The organism is Kaistia sp. 32K (genome assembly GCF_016629525.1).
GTDB lineage: Bacteria > Pseudomonadota > Alphaproteobacteria > Rhizobiales > Kaistiaceae > Kaistia.
On the sequence record NZ_AP024269.1, the window covers coordinates 2,396,349 to 2,414,893 of the forward strand.

At 66.3% G+C, this 18,545-nt stretch carries 13 protein-coding genes; 1 reads left to right on the forward strand and 12 read right to left on the reverse strand.

Annotated elements, in window-relative coordinates; genetic code table 11:
• The first annotated feature begins 155 nt into the window (after positions 1-155).
• On the forward strand, positions 156-1,991 hold the full coding sequence (locus tag K32_RS10845; RefSeq protein WP_201404016.1) for an extracellular solute-binding protein: 1,836 nt from the start codon (positions 156-158) through the stop codon (positions 1,989-1,991).
• Between the two features lie 580 nt (positions 1,992-2,571).
• On the opposite strand, the gene mfd is transcribed toward K32_RS10845, so the two are convergent.
• The 12 genes from mfd to K32_RS10905 all read right to left on the reverse strand — a co-directional run bounded on the left by mfd (position 2,572) and on the right by K32_RS10905 (position 18,378).
• Entirely contained in the window at positions 2,572-6,075 is a 3,504-nt protein-coding gene (gene mfd, locus K32_RS10850) for a transcription-repair coupling factor (protein WP_201404017.1), read from the reverse strand.
• A gap of 5 nt (positions 6,076-6,080) precedes the next feature.
• The gene (locus K32_RS10855; protein WP_201404018.1) at positions 6,081-6,368 is read right to left on the reverse strand and encodes a succinate dehydrogenase assembly factor 2; all 288 of its coding nucleotides are present in this window, start codon (positions 6,366-6,368) and stop codon (positions 6,081-6,083) included.
• Between the two features lie 766 nt (positions 6,369-7,134).
• A complete protein-coding gene (locus K32_RS10860; protein WP_201404019.1) occupies positions 7,135-7,425 on the reverse strand; it encodes an HdeA/HdeB family chaperone in 291 nt (96 codons plus the stop codon).
• Positions 7,426-7,802: 377 nt separating this feature from the next.
• Positions 7,803-9,464, reverse strand: coding sequence for a hydantoinase B/oxoprolinase family protein (locus K32_RS10865; protein ID WP_201404020.1), 1,662 nt, complete (start codon positions 9,462-9,464; stop codon positions 7,803-7,805).
• A gap of 1 nt (position 9,465) precedes the next feature.
• On the reverse strand, positions 9,466-11,541 hold the full coding sequence (locus tag K32_RS10870) for a hydantoinase/oxoprolinase family protein (RefSeq protein ID WP_201404021.1): 2,076 nt from the start codon (positions 11,539-11,541) through the stop codon (positions 9,466-9,468).
• A gap of 1 nt (position 11,542) precedes the next feature.
• Positions 11,543-12,097 carry a GAF domain-containing protein gene (locus tag K32_RS10875; RefSeq protein WP_201404022.1) on the reverse strand — a complete coding sequence of 185 codons (555 nt, stop codon included), beginning with the start codon at positions 12,095-12,097 and terminating at the stop codon, positions 11,543-11,545.
• 13 nt (positions 12,098-12,110) lie between these two features.
• Positions 12,111-12,947: an ABC transporter ATP-binding protein gene (locus K32_RS10880; RefSeq protein WP_201404023.1), complete on the reverse strand. Its 837-nt coding sequence runs from the start codon at positions 12,945-12,947 to the stop codon at positions 12,111-12,113.
• Positions 12,944-13,849 (reverse strand): ABC transporter ATP-binding protein, encoded by a 906-nt coding sequence (locus tag K32_RS10885; protein ID WP_201404024.1) that lies wholly within the window; start codon positions 13,847-13,849, stop codon positions 12,944-12,946. Before K32_RS10885 ends, K32_RS10880 begins: the two co-directional genes overlap by 4 nt.
• A 1-nt stretch (position 13,850) precedes the next feature.
• On the reverse strand, positions 13,851-14,729 hold the full coding sequence (locus K32_RS10890) for an ABC transporter permease (protein WP_244669936.1): 879 nt from the start codon (positions 14,727-14,729) through the stop codon (positions 13,851-13,853).
• A gap of 1 nt (position 14,730) precedes the next feature.
• Positions 14,731-15,759 (reverse strand): ABC transporter permease, encoded by a 1,029-nt coding sequence (locus K32_RS10895; RefSeq protein WP_201404025.1) that lies wholly within the window; start codon positions 15,757-15,759, stop codon positions 14,731-14,733.
• A gap of 361 nt (positions 15,760-16,120) precedes the next feature.
• Positions 16,121-17,719, reverse strand: a complete 1,599-nt coding sequence (locus K32_RS10900) for an ABC transporter substrate-binding protein (RefSeq protein WP_201404026.1) — start codon at positions 17,717-17,719, stop codon at positions 16,121-16,123.
• Positions 17,716-18,378, reverse strand: a complete 663-nt coding sequence (locus K32_RS10905; RefSeq protein WP_201404027.1) for a cupin domain-containing protein — start codon at positions 18,376-18,378, stop codon at positions 17,716-17,718. The genes K32_RS10900 and K32_RS10905 overlap by 4 nt, the downstream gene beginning before the upstream one ends.
• Positions 18,379-18,545: the final 167 nt, after the last annotated feature.

Below are 18,545 nucleotides of genomic sequence, written 5' to 3' on the forward strand. Positions count from 1 at the left end.
ACCAGCAAATGAGGCGACACGGTGACGGAGACGCTGTGGCGCATCAATAGCCGGACACAGCAACGATTTCTAGCTGGCACAAGATTGCCCCAGTGGCCGTGCTACGGTTTTTTTCATCGATTCGTTGCCCGAGCCCCTTTCGGGAGGAGTTTTCTATGCCGATCGGCTTTTTCGGGCCCAGGTCCGCTCTCTTCGCCGCGTCCGCCCTCGCCGCGATATGCTTCGCCGGCATGGCAGCGGCCGAGCCGAGCCACGGGCTGGCGATGCATGGCCAGCCGCGGCTGCCGGCCGGCTACACCCACCTGCCCTATGCCGATCCCGATGCGCCGAAGGGCGGCAGAATCACCTACGCCTTCGTGGGCAGCTTCGACAGCCTCAACCCCTTCATCGTGAAGGGCGCCGAGACGACGGCGCGCGGCATCTGGGATGTCTCGCTCGGCAACAACGTGTTCGAGGCGCTTCTGGCGCGCAACCGCGACGAGGCCTTCTCGCTGTACGGTCTGCTCGCCGAGAGCGTGGAGGTCCCCGAAGACCGCAGCTCCATCACCTTCAACCTGAATCCGAAGGCGCATTTCTCCGACGGCGTGCCGGTGACGCAGGACGACGTGATCTTCTCGCTGGAGATCCTGCGCGAGAAGGGGCGGCCGAACTACCGGTCCTGGTATTCCAAGGTGAAGTCGACCGAGAAGATCGGCGAACACGGCGTCAAAATGAACTTCGGCGACGGCGCGGATCGCGAGCTGCCGCTGCTGCTCGGCCTGATGCCGATCCTGCCCAAGCACGCCACCGACATCGAGAATTTCGACCGCTCGACCCTGAAGCCGCTGATCGGCAGCGGTCCCTACACGATGGGCGAGATCCGGCCCGGCCAGAGCTTCGAGCTGAAGCGCGATCCGAACTACTGGGGCAAGGACCTGCCGATCAAGCGCGGCTTCGACAATTTCGACACGATCCGGATCGACTACTACCGCGACCGCAACGCCATGTTCGAGGCGTTCAAGAAGGGGCTCTACGACGTCAACGCCGAGGCCGACCCCGCCAACTGGCGCAACGGCTATAATTTCCCCGCCGTCACGGATGGCCGCGTCATCAAGGAAGGCGTCGAGACCGGCCTGCCCAAGGGCATGCTCGGCTTCGCCATGAACACGCGCCGGCCGGCCTTCCAGGATATCCGCGTCCGCAAGGCGCTCGCCTCGCTGTTCGATTTCGAATGGGTCGACCGCAACCTGTTCTTCGACGCCTACAAGCGCAACGCCAGCTATTTCGAAGGCTCGGAACTCTCCTCGATCGGCATACCGGCTTCCGACAAGGAAAAGGCGCTGCTGGCGCCCTTCCCCGACGCGGTCGAGCCGGATGTGCTGGACGGCAGCTATCGTCCCGCCGTCAGCGACGGTTCGGGCGGCGATCGCAAGCTGCTGCGCGCCGCGCTCGAGCTCCTGAAATCGGCCGGCTACGAGCTCAAGGGCAACACGCTCTTCAACGTCGAGACCGGCCAGCCGTTCACCTTCGAGCTGCTGCTCAAGGATCGCGAGCAGGAGCGCGTCGGCCTCGCCTTCGCCCGCACGCTGGCCCGCATCGGCATCAAGGCGTCGATCCGCACGGTCGATTCGGCGCAATACGAGCGGCGTGTCCAGGAATTCGATTTCGACATGATTCCGGCGTCATGGGTGGCGTCGCTCTCGCCCGGCAACGAGCAGAACTATCGCTGGTCCAGCGCCCAGGCCGAGGTGCCCGGCTCGTACAATTATGTCGGCGCCAAGAGCCCGGCGATCGACGCGATGCTGAAGGCGATCCTCGCCGCCGAGGAGCGCACGGATTTCATCGAGACGGTGCGGGCGCTCGACCGCGTGCTGATCTCGCAATATTACGTCGTGCCGCTCTACTACCTGCCGGAACAATGGGTCGCCCGCTGGTCGCGCGTCGGCCATCCGGACAAGCAGTCGGTCAGCGGCTACACCTACCCGACCTGGTACGCGACGCCGGCGAAGTGACGACCGAAAGACGCTCGTTCCCGCCGTGACGGGAGCGAGTGCCCACATCAGCGGCGCTCCCGTCTCGCCCCCCTCCGCCATCATCCCGGACGCAGCGAAGCGGAGATCCGGGATCCATCCATCGGCAGCGCGAGACCGTTGGCGGCCTGGCGCGGCGGAACCGACCCCTTGCTGCAGAATATGCGGAATTACCGCCGAGCCATGAAGGCCCGGCGTCTGCCTCGCCGATGCATGGATCCCTGCTTTCGCAGGGATGACGGCGGAGGGTGTGGCGGCCTTCCATGCCTCAAAAGCGCGGCAAAATCTCCTTCACCTCTCCCTGAGGGCGAGCTCGGAGCGAAGCTTCGGTGAGGGTTTAGGGAACCATCCGGAGAGGGCGTAAACCCTCACCCGCCGGCCTGCGGCCGTCGACCTCTCCCTCAGGGAGAGGTGAGAATCCGCATCTCACGCAGCGCCCCGTCCCGACACCCTGCGCCGTCATCCCGGACGCAGCGAAGCGGAGATCCGGGATCCATCCATCGGCAGCGCGAGACCGTTGGCGGCTTGACGCGGCAGTATCCAAGACGGCGAAGGCAGCGCATCACGCCGCCTTCTTGTTGGCCTCTTCCGCCATGCGGGCGAGCTGGGTCAGGATCACCGCCGTGCCCTTCAGGCGCTGCTCGGGCTTCTCCCAGTCGCGGATCAGCACGATCTTCTGGTCGGGCCGGACCTTGGCCAGGCTGCCCTGCTCGCCGATGTAGCGGATCAGGCCGGCCGGGTTGGCGAAGGTGGAGTTGCGGAAGGCGATGACGATGCCCTTCGGGCCGGCGTCGACCTTCTCGACATTCGCCTTGCGGCAGAGCGCCTTGATGTAGACGATCTTCAAAAGGTGCTCGACCTCGTCCGGCAGCGGGCCAAAGCGATCAATGAGCTCCGCGCCGAAACCGTCGATCTGCTCCGGCTCGTCGAGATCGCCGAGGCGGCGATAGAGCGACAGGCGGAGCTGCAGGTCCGGCACATAGGTTTCCGGCAGCATGACCGGCGTGCCGACCGTGATCTGCGGCGACCAGCGGCCATCGGCCTCGTGCTCCTCGGCGCCGCCATCGCGCAGTGCGGCCACTGCCTCCTCCAGCATCTGCTGGTAGAGCTCGAAGCCGACTTCCTTGATGTGGCCCGACTGTTCCTCGCCGAGCAGGTTGCCGGCGCCGCGGATGTCGAGGTCGTGGCTCGCGAGCTGGAAGCCGGCGCCGAGCGTATCGAGCGACTGCAGCACCTTGAGCCGGCGATCCGCCATCGCCGTCAGCCGCTTCTCGGCCGGCACGGTGAACAGCGCATAGGCGCGCGTCTTCGAGCGGCCGACGCGACCGCGCAGCTGGTAGAGCTGCGCCAGGCCGAACATGTCGGCGCGGTGCACGATCAGCGTGTTGGCGGTCGGGATATCGAGGCCGGATTCGACGATCGTCGTCGAGAGCAGCACATCATAGGCGCCCTCGTAGAAGGCCGTCATGATGTCCTCGAGCTCGGTCGGCGGCATCTGGCCATGCGCGATCGCGACCTTCACCTCCGGCACGAATTTTTCCAGGAATTCCTTGCGGTCGGCGAGGTCCGAGAGCCGCGGGCAGACATAGAAACTCTGGCCGCCGCGATAGCGTTCGCGCAGCAGCGCCTCGCGCACGACGAGCGCGTCGAAGGGCGAGATGAAGGTGCGCACCGCCATGCGGTCGACCGGCGGCGTGGTGATCAGCGACAGCTCGCGCACGCCCGTCAGCGCCAGTTGCAGCGTGCGCGGGATCGGCGTCGCCGAGAGCGTCAGCACATGCACGTCGGCGCGCAGTTCCTTGAGCCGCTCCTTGTGCTTGACGCCGAAATGCTGCTCCTCGTCGATGATCAGCAGGCCGAGATCTTTGAACTCGATGCCCTTGCCGAGCAGCGCATGCGTGCCGACGACGATGTCGACCTGGCCTTCCTTGATGCCCTTCTTGGTCTCGGCCAGATCCTTGGTCGAGACGAGGCGCGAGGCCTGCTCGACGCGGATCGGGAAACCGGCGAAGCGGTTCGAGAAAGTCCGGAAATGCTGGCGCGACAGCAGCGTCGTCGGCACGACGACTGCGACCTGCTTGCCGCTCATCACCGCGACGAAGGCGGCGCGCAGCGCCACTTCCGTCTTGCCGAAGCCGACGTCGCCGCAGATCAGGCGGTCCATCGGCGTGCCGGCGCCGAGATCGGAGATAACAGCCTCGATCGCGGCCAGCTGGTCTTCCGTCTCCTCATAGGGGAAGCGGGCGGCGAACTCGTCATAGAGGCCGTCGGCCGGCGCCAAGGGCTCGGCATGGCGCATGGCGCGCGCCGCCGCGACCTTGATCAGCTGCCCCGCCATGTCGCGGATGCGCTGCTTCAGCTTCGCCTTGCGCGCCTGCCAGGCGACGCCGCCGAGCTTGTCGAGCGTCGCCTCGGCATCTTCCGATCCATAGCGCGACAGCAGCTCGATGTTCTCGACCGGCAGATAGAGCCGGTCGCCGCCGTGATAGAGGATCTCCAGGCAGTCATGCGGCGCACCGGCCGCCGTGATCGTCTTCAGCCCGCTGAACCGACCGATGCCGTGATCGACATGGACGACGATGTCGCCCTCGGAGAGGCCCGTCACCTCGCTCAGGAAGTCGGAGGCGCGCTTGGAGCGCTTGCGCGGGCGGACGAGGCGATCGCCCAGAATGTCCTGCTCGCCGATGACAACCATGTCGGGCGTTTCGAAGCCCGCCTCGAGGCCGAGCACGCCAAGGCCGACGACGCCCTTGGCGAGCTTCTCCGTGCCCGTCCAGTCCTCGATCCGCTCGACCCGCTTCAGGCCGTGATCGTCGAGCACCTGCGCCAGGCGATCGCGCGCGCCGTCGCTCCAGGAGGCGATGACGACGCGCTTCTTCTCGCGTAGGCCGGCGATATGGTTGATGACCGCGTCGAAGACGTTGACGTCGCCGGCGGTGCGCTCGGCCGCGAAGGTGCGCCCGTGCCGGCCGCCGAGATCGACCACCATGGTGTCGTCGGGCTCGGCGAAGGGCGTCATCCGCAGCAGCGGCGCCAGCTTCTCGCGGGCCTTCCACTCGACCTGCGTCAGATAGAGCTCGCCGGGCGGTACCGGGCGATAGGGCACGCCGCCCTGCCCCTGCCCCATGGCGCTCTTGCGGGCGTCGTAGTGGTCGACGACGTCGTCGAAGCGCTCGGCGATCGCCTCCTCGACCAGATGGTCGAGCACCACCGGCGCGCCGGGCACATAGTCGAACAGCGTGTCGAGCCCGTCGACGAACAGCGGCATCCAGTGCTCGACGCCGGTATAGCGGCGGCCCTCGCTGACCGACTGGTAGAGCAGGTCCTCGCGATCGGTAGCGCCGAACAGCGCCACATAGCGCTCGCGGAAATGGGCGATCGCCTGCGGCGACAGCACCAGCTCGCTCATCGGCACGAGGTCGAGCCGCTTCCTCTGCGCGATGGTGCGCTGGCTCTCGACGTCGAAGGAGCGGATCGAATCGACGGTATCGCCGAAGAAGTCGACGCGGACCGGCTCCTCCTGGCCCGCGGCGAAGAGATCGATGATGCCGCCGCGCACGGCGTATTCGCCGGCCTCGCGCACGGTCGAGGTGCGCAGGAAGCCGTTGTCCTCGAGCCAGCCGGTCAGCTTGTCCATCGAAAGCTGGTTGCCGCTGGCGATCGACAGGCTCTGGCGCGCTACCTGCTCGCGGCGCGGCAGGCGCTGCACGGCGGCGTTGACGGTGGTGAGCACGACGAGCGCGCGGCCCTTCACCGGCTGATGGTGCGCGAGATAGGAGAGCGCCGCCATGCGCCGCGCCACGACGGCGGTGTTCGGCGACACGCGGTCATAGGGCATGCAGTCCCAGGCCGGCACGGCGACGACCTCGGTGCCCGGCGAGAAGAAGCGCATCGCCTGTTCGAGATCGGCCATGCGGTTGCCGTCGCGGGCGATGACCAGGACGTAGGGCAGATCCTCGCGCGCCGCGAGCGTGGCGATGTCGGCCACGACCTTGCCGTCGAAGCCATCCGGAACGCCGGAAAGGACCGTCGACGGACGGCCGAAGATGTATTTGAACTGGACCATTGCGCCTATCGGGGGCTGGCGCCGGTGAAGGCGGCGAGCTTCTGGAAGAATGCGGTATTGACGTCGTCGGGCGTCGGAGCCTCGCCCGTCAGCCAGATCAGGAGATCGCGATCCTGCTCCTCCATCAGCGCCTCGAGGATGTCGAGCTCGCTGTCGGAGAGGTCGGCGATATGGGCATCGGCGAAGCGGCCGAGGATCAGATCCATCTCGCGCATACCGCGATGCCAGCAGCGGAAATGGGTACGCCGGCGACGAACGTCCAGCCCCTCGCTCGACAAGGTCGTGCCGCTCATCTGTCCACTCCGCCGCTCATCATCGATGCGGCGTGGTATAGCCCCCCGGACCGCGCTTGTCAGCCGGAGAAGGACAGGCGCACCTGCGAGGGCCTTCCCTTCGCCTCTCCCCACGCTCGCCATCATCTCGGGCGAGCCGTTGCGAGACCCGGGATCCATTCAGCCGAAGCATCGGGAGGCTGGAACGGTCAAAGTCGCGGCTGCATGGATCCCCGCCTTCGCGGGGATGACGGTGGAGGGTGTGGCCGTCGTCAGGGCCTCGAGGCAGCGGAGCCTAACCGTTCGACGCGAGATCCAGCCCCACCATGGATCCCTGCTTTCGCAGGGATGACGGCGGAGGGTGGGCCGGGCGTCCGTGGGCTCATAGAACGGGCTCGCGTGCGCCAATTCACCTCTCCCAGAGGGAGAGGTCGACGGCCGCAGGCCGGCGGGTGAGGGGTTGTGACGTTTCAAGCAAAGCTCGGACGTCATCGCGGAGCAGCTCTGTTCTGGGGGTTCCCTACCCCCTCACCCGGAGCTTCGCTCCGACCTCTCCCCATGGGAGAGGTGAAGGGTCTCGTGTCTGCCCGCGTCACCCCCCACCCTCGCCGTCATCCCGGACGTAGCGAAGCGGAGATCCGGGATCCATTCAGCCGAAGTGCGGGGAATTGGTCGCCGATTGCATCAGGACGAGGAGTCGCCACAGCCGCATTGGCCCCGGATGCCGCCGGAGCGCGGGACCGAACGAAATGAAGAAGGGCGGCCCGAAGACCGCCCCCTTGCGCTGCTATTTGAACACCGCGTCTACCGCGCTCGCCAGCGTCGCGCTGGCGTTGCTCTTGCAATAGGCGACGATCTTCTCTGCATTGGCATGCGACTTCTCGGTGTCGATCATGGCATTGCCGGCCTTGCCGTGGACATAGCCGCTCATCCACATGGCGACGCCAGCAATCCTGGCAGGCGCCATGGCGCCAACCTCCTTGCAGGTCAATTTCGAAGCGTCGATTTCCTTGGCCATGGCTGGGACGGCCAAGACAATACACAGAGATGCAAATGCACTTAGCAAATGACGTGTCATGGTCAGGGCATCCTCTCCTAGAGCCCCCAGCCGGCAAAATAGTGCGATTGGAACGCGCCGTCCGATAACAAGCGCGATCGTCACACTAAAGTTACCGGACGCAGGCGTGACATTTCACGACGCACACCGCGCAGCTTTTCCAGACAAATACTTGCTTCGCGGCACAAGTAAGTTTCGCTAGCAATCGAAGACCTTGAAGTGGATGGGTGGCGTCTCCAGGCTCCGTGCCGGAAGCTGGCGCAATGCGAGAAGCCGCCCGATTGAGCTCCCACCTCTCCCCGCCCTCGCCGGCGGGGCGTGGGTCGGCCACGGCAACCAAGCCTTATGCGAACCGGGCGCCGCGCAGCCAACACACGCGCGGCGCCCGCTGCCAGACGTCAGATGTCGACGCCGTAGATAGCCTTGGCGCGCTCGGCGCTCAGGTAGCCGTTCTTGATGTCTTCGAGCACGGCGGCGCGGGGGCGTTTGCTGGGATCGCCGTAGCCGCCGCCATTGCCGGTAACGACGCGGACGATGTCGCCCTTGTTGAGCTCGACGCCGGTCGCGAAGGCATAGCGCTTGCGGCTGCCGTCGGTCTTGATGACGTCGACGTGGTTCCCGGTGCCGTCATGGCCGCCTTCCATGCCCCAGGGCATGATCTTCGAGCGGGTGTAGCCGCAGGTGAGGAAGTTGCCGTCGGCGCGGACGCGGTAGTCCATGCGGATACCCCGCCCCCCGCGCCACTGGCCCTCGCCGCCCTCTTCCGGGTTCAGCGCCAGCTGGTCGACATAGAGGCCGTAGCGGGCCTCGGCGATCTCGGCCGGGCAGTTGAAGGTCTCGCCGTGGAAGCCGGAGAAGATCGCGTTGTTGCCGTCGCGGCCGGGCATTCCGCCCCAGCCGCCGAGCTCGGGCTCGACGATGGTGAAGTGGCGGCCGGTGTCCGGATGCGGTCCGCCGAGCACGGTGCCGCAGATCGAGGCGAAGCTGCCGGCGGAGAGCTTTTCCGGCAGGTGCTGCGCCAGGCAGCGCAGGATCAGGTCGAAGACGCGGATCTCGACCTCGTAGTAGAAGCCGTGCGCCGCCGGCTCCTGCGCGTCGAAGATCGAGCCCGGCCGGGTCTTGACGACGAGCGGACGGAACGAGCCGCCATTCGCCGGCGCGCTGACGTCGGTGATCGCCTTGATCGCCATCTGGCACGAGACGACGACGCCATCGCGGCTGGCATTGCTCGGCGTCAGCGTCTGATCGGGATTGTCTGTCAGGTCGACGATGAATTCATCGTCGGTGATCTCGACCGTCACCTTGTAGATCTGGCCGCTGTCCTGCTCCTCGGCGAAGGAGAACTTGCCCTTCGGCAGTTCCTTGAGCGCCTTCAGCGTGACCTGCTCGCCATAATCCATGAAGTGCTTCATGGCGGCGATGAAGGTCGCCTTGCCGTATTTGGCGACGAGATCGAGGATGCGCTTCTCGCCGATGCGGACCGCCGCGATCGCCGCCCACATGTCGCCCTTCAGGTAGGCCGGAAGGCGGGAGTTCACCGTCATCAGGTCCATGACGGACTGGTTCGGCACGCCCTTCTCGATGATCTTGATCGCCGGAACGCGGAGACCTTCCTGGAAGATCTCCTTGGCGTCGGTCGACATCGAGCCCGGCACCATGCCGCCGACGTCATTCCAGTGCGCGATATTCGCGGTCCAGGCGACGATCTCGCCGTCGGCGAAGACCGGCATCACCAGAACCATGTCGTTCAGATGCGTCACGCCGCCATAGAACGGGTCGTTGGTGGCGAAGACGTCGCCCGGATGGATCGAGGCGATCGGATGCTTGCGCAAAATCGCCTTCGCCGCCTTGTCGAGCACGCCGATGAAGGACGGGATGCCGGCCCCAGAGGATGCGATCTCGCCGTCGGCGGCGCAGATGCCGGTGCCCATGTCGAGCACCTCGTAGATGATCGCGCTCATCGCCGTCTTGCGCATCGCCGCGAACATCTCGTCCGAGATCGCCTGCAGCGAGTTCTGGATGATGTCGAAGGTGACGGGATCGTGGTGCGGAGTGCTCATGTCAGGCCCCCAGTTCGATGTGGGTGTTGCCATAGGCGTCGATGGAAACGCGGTTGCCGGGGTGGATCACCACGGTCGTGCCGGAATCCTCGAGGATCGCCGGGCCGCTGAAGCGCATTCCGGGCTCCAGCTTGGCGAGGTCGTAGATCGTCGCCTCGTGCACGCCTTCGAGCGCATAGTCGACGTCGCGGCGGCTCTTCACCGCCTGATCGAGCGTCGCCCCCGTCGTCGGCAGCGCGTTCATCTCGAGCTTGCCGACTTCGGCGGAAGCGACGAGATGCAGGCCGACGATCTCCACCGGCGCGTCGAGGCGATAGGTGTATTCGCGCTCATAGGCCGTATGGAACCGGTCGATCATCGCGTCGATCGCCGCGGCGTCGACGGCATGGCCCTCGAACTCGACCTCGACCGCGTGCTCCTGGTTCTGGTAGCGGCACTTGATGAAGGGAACGAGCTTCACCTTGTCGCCCGCGACGCCTTCTCGAGCGAACTGCTCGGCGGCGCGGAGCTTTGTCTCGTGCAGCAGGGCTTCCAGCGCGGCGACGCGGCCGGCGCCCGGCTCGATCAGCCTCGACACGAAGAGATCGCGGCGCAGATCCGACATCATCATGCCCCAGGCCGAGAACACCGAGGCGCCGCGCGGGATGACGACCTTCTTCATGCCGAGCTCGGTGGCGAGCGCCACCGCGTGCATCGCGCCGCCGCCGCCGAAGGCGACGAGCGTGAAGTCGCGCGGATCATGGCCACGGTTGAGCGAGACCAGCTTCAGCGCGTTGATCATGTTGTTGTTGGCGATGCGGATGATACCGCGCGCCGCCTCGATCGGCGAAAGCCCGAGTTTTTCCGCGAGCGAATTCAGCGCGCCGTCGACCGCCTGCATGTCGGCCGTGATGGTGCCGCCGCAGAAATAGTCCTTGTCGATGCGGCCGAGAGCGAGGTTTGCATCGGTCGTCGTCGCCTGCGTGCCGCCGCGCGCGTAAGCCGCCGGGCCCGGCATCGCGCCGGCCGATTGCGGGCCGACATGCAGCTTGCCGAAATCGTCGACCCAGGCGATCGAGCCGCCGCCATTGCCGATCTCGACGAGATCGACCACCGGCACCATGATCGGATAGCCGGACGCGGTGCGGTCGCGCTCGATCCAGTAGTCGGTCATGATCTTCACATGGCCGTTCTCGATCAGCGAGCACTTCGCCGTGGTGCCGCCGATGTCGAGCGCCAGCACGTTCTTCTCGCCGAGGATGCGGCCGAGCTCCGCCGCGCCCCAGAAGCCCGACGCCGGGCCGCTCTCGACCATGGTGATCGGGATCTCGCGCGTCGCCGACAGCGTATCGACGCCGCAGTTCGACTGCATCACGTAGAGCTGGCCGCCGAATTCCTTCGAGGCGAGCCCGTCCTCGAGCCGGCCGAGATAGCGGCTGGCCACCGGCTGCACATAGGCCGAGAGCACCGCCGTCGAGGCGCGCTCATATTCGCGCCATTCGCGGGTGATCTGGTGCGAGGCGACGACCGAGACCTCCGGCCAGAGCCTGCGGACCTCGGCGGCGACCGCCTGCTCGTGCCGGGGATCGGCATAGGAATGCAGCAGGCAGATCGCGATCGCCTCGACGCCCTCGGCGCGGAAATCCTCGAGGATCGCCGGCAGGCCCGAGAGATCGAGCGGGCTGCGCTCCTCGCCCGTATAGGCGATGCGGCCCGGAACCTCGCGGCAGAGATAGCGCGGCACGAAGGGCTGCGGCTTCACATATTGAAGGTTGAAGAAATCGGGCCGGTTGCCGCGCGCGATCTCCAGCACGTCGCGAAAGCCCTCGGTCGTGATCAGCGCCGTCCTGGCGCCCTTGCGCTCGGTCAGTGCGTTGATGACGACGGTGGTGCCATGCGCGAAGAAGGCGATGTCGGCCGGGTCGACCTCGGCCTTGGCGAGCACGTTCAGGACGCCCTGCTCGAAATTCGGCGGCGTCGTGTCGGATTTCGCGGTGCGGACGGTCTGGCGGCCCGTAGCGGTATCCGTCTCGAAATAGACGAGGTCGGTGAAGGTGCCGCCGACGTCGGTCGCGACGCGGATCGTCTTGTCGCTCATGTCAGTTCTTTCCCTCGACGAGCTGCGATGCCTGCTCGGTCACGGTGGCGGCCAGGATGCCGATCGCCGCGAAGGGGCGCAGCGCCATGGCGCGCTCGACCTTCTCGGGCGTGTAGGCGCCGGTCTTGTCGAGGATGTTGATGGTGCCGATCACCTCGTCGTCGAACACGACGGGCACGTTGATGCAGGAGCCGCAGCCGAGCTGCTCGATCAGCTCGTAGTCGTGGAAGACCGTGGCGATCTCCTCGATCGAGTTGGCGACATAGGGCTTCTTCTCGCCGATCACGAGGTCGTTCCACTTGCCTGCGGCCGACTGCTTGTAGCCGGAGGTCGGATACTCGACCGGATGGTTGGAATAGAGCCGGCGCGACATGCCGGAGGCGATGTCGGCGTTCATCACGGTGAAGATGATCGCGCCGACTTCGCGCTGGTAGAGTTCCTCGACCTTGGCGAGCGTCGCGGTCGGCTGGTCGCCGGCGCCGAGCGCCGTGATGAGATCGTCCCACGCCGCGCGATCCGCCACGGGATCGGCCTGCCGCTCTGCAGTAGTGCTCATTCTCAGATCCTTCCTATTCGGCCCCGGCGGGAACTTCCGTTCCGACCCGGATGGCGGCGCGCAGCGCTGCCTCGGCCTCCGTAACGACGGGAATGGCTCCGATCAGCTCGCGCGTATACGCGCTCTTCGGATCGGAGAAGATGGCCTCGACCGGGCCCGTCTCGACGAGGCGTCCCTTCTGGAACACGCTCACCCGGTCGGCGATCGCCCGCACGACCGCGAGGTCATGCGTGATGAAGAGGTAGGTCAGCCCGCGCTCCTGGCGCAGGCGCTGCAGCAGCTGGAGCACGCGTGCCTGCACCAGCACGTCGAGCGCCGAGGTCGGCTCGTCGAGCACCAGCAATTCCGGTTCGCAGGCGAGCGCGCGGGCAATCGCGATGCGCTGGCGCTGGCCGCCGGAAAGGCCGCGCGGCGAGCGGCGGGCGTGCGACGCTTCGAGCCCCACCTCCTCCAGCAGCGACGCGACGCGGCCGTTGCGATCGGCGCTGCGGCCGAGGTCGTGCACGTCGAGCGGCAGGCGGATCGAGGCCCCGACGCTGCGGCGCGGATTCAACGCCGAGAGCGGGTTCTGCTGCACGAGCTGGATCGCCCGCTTCTGCTCGCGCGTCCGGCTGCGTTCGAGGGGCTTGCCGTTGAAGCGGATCGCGCCCGACGTCGCGCCGAGCAGGCCCAGCACCAGATTGGCGAGCGTCGTCTTGCCGGAGCCGCTCTCGCCGACGATGGCGTGGCATTCGCCGCGCTCGAAGGCGATCGAGACGTCCGAGAGCGCCGCGACGCTGTGGCCGTCGGCGGAAAACGTCTTGCCGATATGATCGAGTTCGAGGATCGGCTCGCGCAGGTCGCGGGTCATGCGAAGGCCTCCGTCGGCTCGCCGCAGCCCGCATGCACGAAGAGCGGCTTCTCGAAATCGGGGCTGCGTTCCGGCAGGTCCGGCAGGCCGCCGCCCGAGATCTTCGGGATCGCCGAGAGCAGCGCCCGCGTATAGGGATGGCGCGGATCGTTGAAGAGCTGCGCCGTCGTGCCGTGCTCGACGATGCGGCCGCGATAGATGACGTAGACGCGGTCGGCGAATTCGCGCACCACACCGAGATTGTGCGAGATCAACAGCACCGAGGTGCCGGTCCGCTCGGTCATCTCATGCATCAGCTTCAGCGTCTGCGCCTGCACCGTCACGTCGAGCGCCGTGCCCGGCTCGTCGGCGATCAGGAGCTGCGGCCGGTTCGCCAGCGCCATGGCGATCATGACGCGCTGGTTCATGCCGCCGGAAAGCTGGAACGCGTAGGAATCGAGCGCCCGCTTCGGATCCGGGATCGAGACCTCGGCGAGCGCCGCCTCGGCGCGACGGTCGGCCTCGGCCTTGGCGATCGAGCGATCGCCAGAGCGCAGCACGTCGCGGAACTGGCCGCGGATCTTGAAGGTCGGGTTCAGCGCCGAGGTCGGATCCTGGAAGATCATGGCGACGCGATTTCCGCGCCGCTTGGCGATCTCCTTGCCACCCTTCGCCGCGTCGATGCCGTCGAACCAGATATGCCCCGCGACATGCGTGCGCTTCTGGTCCTGCAGCAGCCCCATGGCGAGGCGCGCCGTCACCGACTTGCCGGAGCCGGACTCGCCGACAAGCGCGACCTTCTCGCCGGCGCGGATATGCAGCGAGATGCCGTGCAGAACCTCGGTGACATTGCGGCGGTCGCCGAAGGCGAGGCGCAGGTCGCGGATCGTCAAGACGGACTTCTGGGTGTTGGTCGCTTGCATCTCAGCCCTCCGCCTCGAAGGCTTCGCGCAGGCCGTCGCCGACCAGGTTGAAGCCGAGCACGACGAGCAGGATGGCGATCGCCGGGAACACCGTCAGCCACCAGGCATCCGGCATGTACTTGGCGCCATCTGCGACCATCGAGCCGAGATCTGGCGTCGGCGGCTGCACGCCGAGGCCGAGGAAGGAGAGCGACGACGCCATCAGGATGACGAAGCCGACGTCGAGCGTCATCTTGGTCAGAATGGACGGCCAGCAATTCGGCAGGATCTCGCGGAACAGGATATGCGCGGTCGAGGCGCCGACCGTCTCGGCGGCCAGCACATAGCCCTCCTGCGCCTCGGCGCGGGTGACGTTGTAGATGAGCCGCGCATACCAGGGCCACCACATGGCGGTGATCGCCAGCATGCCGTTCAAGAGCGTCGGCTCCAGGAAGCCCATGATCGCCATGGCGAGCACCAGCGGCGGCACGGCGAGGAACACGTCGGTGATCCGCATCAGGATGTAGTCGGTCCAGCCGCCCTTGTAGCCGGCGACGAGCCCGACGATGACGCCGATCGGCGTCGCGATGGCCAGCACCACGATCGCCATGATCAGCGACAGGCGGTAGCCGTAGATGATGCGGGTGAAGAGGTCGCGGCCGATCATGTCGGTGCCGAACCAGAAGGCGCCACTCGGCGCCGCCGTCATCGCCGTGAAATCGCCGGTCGGCCCGACATGGTCCGGATAGGGCGTGACGAAGGGCGCGAAGATCGCGAGCAGCACGATCGCCACGACGAGGACGAGGCCGACCAGCGAGAGCGGGTCCGAGCTGAACGCCGCCCAGGCCCTGGAGCGGCCGCGCGTGCGAGCGGCCATGACGGGGCTATCGGGTTCCGACATGTCAGGCCCTCCCCGCCGCGAGACGGATGCGCGGATTGATGATGTTGACCAGGATGTCGACGATGATGTTGACGATCAGGAAGGCGGCCGCGATCACCAGCACGGTGCCGACGATGGCATCGAGATCCTTGCGCAGGATCACCTCGACGCCGTAGCGCGACAGGCCGGGCCAGCCGAATACCTTCTCGACCAGAAAGGCGTTGCCGAGCATGGCCGCGAATTCGAGGCCAAGGATAGTGAGCGTCGGGATCAGCGCCGGCCGGAAAGCATAGCGCGTGGCGATCCGCCGGCCGGGAAAGCCATAGGCGCGCGCCATCTCGACATAGGGCCGCTCATAGACCTCGTTCATGTTCGAGCGCGTCAGCCGCGCCGTCTGGCCGAGGCCGGACATGGCCAGCGCCAGCGCCGGCAGGATCAGGTGATGCAGCGCGTCGAGGAAGCCGGCGCCGTTGCCCGCGATCGCCATGTCGACGAGGATGAAGCCCGTGACGGCGGGCGCGGCGGCGACCGACTGGCTGAGCTGCCCCTCGATCGGGAACCAGCCCCAGAAATAGCCGAGCACCAGCTGCAGGATGACGCCCCAGACGAAGGCCGGCGTGCAGACGCCGAGCAGCGAGATCAGCCGGCCGACATGGTCGGGGAAGCGCCCCCGGTAATGCGCCGAGAGAATGCCGATCGGCAGACCGATCAGCACCATCAGGATGCCGGAGACGAAGACCAGCTCCAGCGTCGCCGGCAGGAACTGCGCGATGTCGGTCGTCACCGGACGGTTGGTATAGAGCGACGTGCCGAGATCGCCCTTGGCGACCGACTTGACGAACTCCCAGTACTGCACCGGCAGCGGCGCATCGAGATGACGCTCCAGCCGGAGTGCGGCGACCTGCTCGGCCGTAGCGTTCGGACCGAGCGCGATGCGGGCCGGATCACCCGGCATCACCCGCGCGATGGCGAAGATCAGCATCGAGATGCCGATCATCACGATCAGGGCGGCGCCAAGCCGATGCAGGAGGGATCTGAGGATGTTCGACATTGCTACCCGTTCGCTGGGGCCCTGCTCTTCACCTCTCCCTGAGGGAGAGCTTTGTGCGATGCCGGCTTCGTCATGTTGAGAAACCGAACAGCCGTCTCGACGCCTCGGCCAACCGGCTGAGGCTCCTTCCTTCACCTCGCCCTGAGGGAGAGGTCGACGGCCGAAGGCCGGCGGGTGAGGGTTTACGGCCTCACCGGATAGTTCCCTAAACCCTCACCCGGAGCTTCGCTCCGACCTCTCCCTCAGGGAGAGGTGAAGGGTCGCGCCCCGCCCGGAGAAAACGTGTTCTGTCCCGGACGGAGAGGGAGACGTGGGCGCGATCGATAGACGCGCCCACGACGAGATTGGATCGAGAGCCGCCCTACTCCGCCATTTCCATATCGCGGAAGGTGAAGCCGTAGGCGGAGAGCGCGAAGCGGTGCGCGTCGTCCGAGAGCGCCGGCACCGTGACCGCCTTGCGCGCCGGGAACACCGCGACCTGGTCATAGGCGTAGATCGTCGGGGCGAGATCGCGCAGGCGCTGGCTCAGATCCTCGTAGATCTTCTGGCGCTTCTCGTGATCCGTCTCGGCGCGGCCGGCCTCGAGCAGCTTGTCGACCTCGGCGTCCTCCAGATATTCCGGCGACTGCCAGGTGCCCTTCGCCGACGAATGGTAGGTGTTGAAGAGCAGCGAATCCGGATCCGGCGTCGTCGCGCTGTTGGAGATCTGCGAGATGTTCGGCGTTGTCTCCGGCTTCGTCACCATCTCGGTGAACAGCGCCCACGGCACGCGCTTCACGACCGGCTTGAAGCCGAGCTGCGAGAAGTTCGCCTGCATCAGAAGCGCGAAGCGCTCCTCGAGCGGCACTTCGGCGATCCAGGAGATCTCGAGCGGCGTATCACCCGGCTTGTACTTGCACTGCGCCAGCTCGGCCTTGGCCTTCTCCATGTCCTGCGCATAGTTCGGCACCGTGGTCGAGGAGCCGAGCATGCCGTGCGGGATCGGACCGTTGGCCGGATTGCCGAGCGAGACCTTGTCGGTCACGGCGATCATCTTGTGCGCGGTCGCGTAGTCGAACGCATAGGTCAGCGCGCGGCGGCAATGGACGTCGTCGAGCGGCGCCTTCGCCGTGTTGAGCTTGACGTAGAAGACGTTGGTGCCGGTCTCGGTCAGGAGCTGCATCTTGTCGTCGGCGGCGAGCGCCTTGGCGACCTCGGGCGGCAGCCACTGCGAGGCGATGTCATGCTCGCCCTTGGAGAGCAGGGCGCGGACGGTCGACGCTTCGAGGCCGTAGCGGAAGCGGACCTTGTCAGGCGACTTCGGCGTCGCGCCGAGGAAATAGCCAGGGAACTTGGCCATCACCGTTTCCGACTGCGGGTTCTGGCTCACGACGACATAGGCGCCCGAGCCCGCGTCGTTGGCCGACAGCCAGGCTTCCGAATAGTCACCGAACGCGCCGTACTTGCCGTCGGCCTGATGCGAGCGGGCGAGCTTGGAATCGACCACCGGCAGGCGGACGAGCGACGCCAGGAACGGCGAGAACGGCCCCTTCAGCGTGAACTTGACGGTCTTCGGATCGGTAGCCTCTACCTTGTCGACGCTCTCGGCGAAGAGGTGCGAGAAGCCCTGCCCCAGCGCGATCATACGGTCGTAGGAATAGACGACGTCCTCGGCGGTCAGCGGGTTGCCGGAATGGAACTTGACGTCGTCGCGCAGCGTGAAGGTGTAGACATTGCCGTCGACCGTCCAGCTCGCGGCCAGCAGCGGCTCCATGCCGGGCTTGCCGGCGGAGGGCGTGACCAGCGTATCATAGACGTTGAACATCAGGATCGAGTCGGCGTAGTCGGAAGCCTTGGCCGGATCGAGCTCGCCGATCGGCACCTCGTCCAGGCGCAGCACCGTCTCGGCAAATGCCGGGGCCGCCGCCAGAATGGTCGTGGAAAGCGCCGCCATCAGCAGCGTCGCGCGGAAGCTGTTCATCGAATTACCTCTTTTTCACCCTCTGCCATGGCGCTCACGGCCTTGGTATTGCGTCCCTTGCGGGCTTCTTTTCCGACCGGGGATAAACCGCCGTGACGCGCCGGATCCCCGAAAAGCTGTTGCGTGCCGACGGAAAGCACCTCGGCGATCTGGTCGGTCGGGTTCTGCACCCGATGCGGCCGCTGGGCCGAGAAGTGCAGCGTGTCGCCGGCCTTCAAGTCGAAATTCGTGTCGTCTATGACGTAGCGGATGGTGCCGCTCAGCACATAGACGATCTCCTCCCCCTCATGCGCCGTCGTCTCCGACAGATAGCGTGGCGGCACGTTCATCTTGACCGCGTTCAGCATCTGCCCCGGAAACGTCGTCGACAAACGTTCGTAGGAGATCCACGCCGGGTTGATGGCGTAGGAATCCCTGCCCTCCCGCCGCGACACCGCGTTCGGGATCTCCGGCTGGTGCAGGAATGCGCTGACCGGAAGATCCAGCACCTTGGCGATCGTCACCAGGGACGACAGCGACGGGGTGGTGATGTCCCGCTCGACCTGGCTCAGAAAGCCGATCGACAATCCCGTCGCCTCCGCGACCCGCTGCAGCGTCAATCGCCGCTGCTTGCGCGCTTCCCGGATCTTCACCCCAACCTTCAAGGGATCGCTGGTCATGCCGCCTCTCCCCGCCGTTTTTGCCCGACGCTGCAATATTTCACCATAGCTAAAATTACAAGGCAAGGTCCTTTGCCACCGCAGCAAGGACCGCCCGGTTTGCCCCGCCAATGGACGCGGGACATTGTGCTGCATCAACGATGGGGCAGCCACTGCGAAGGCAAGCA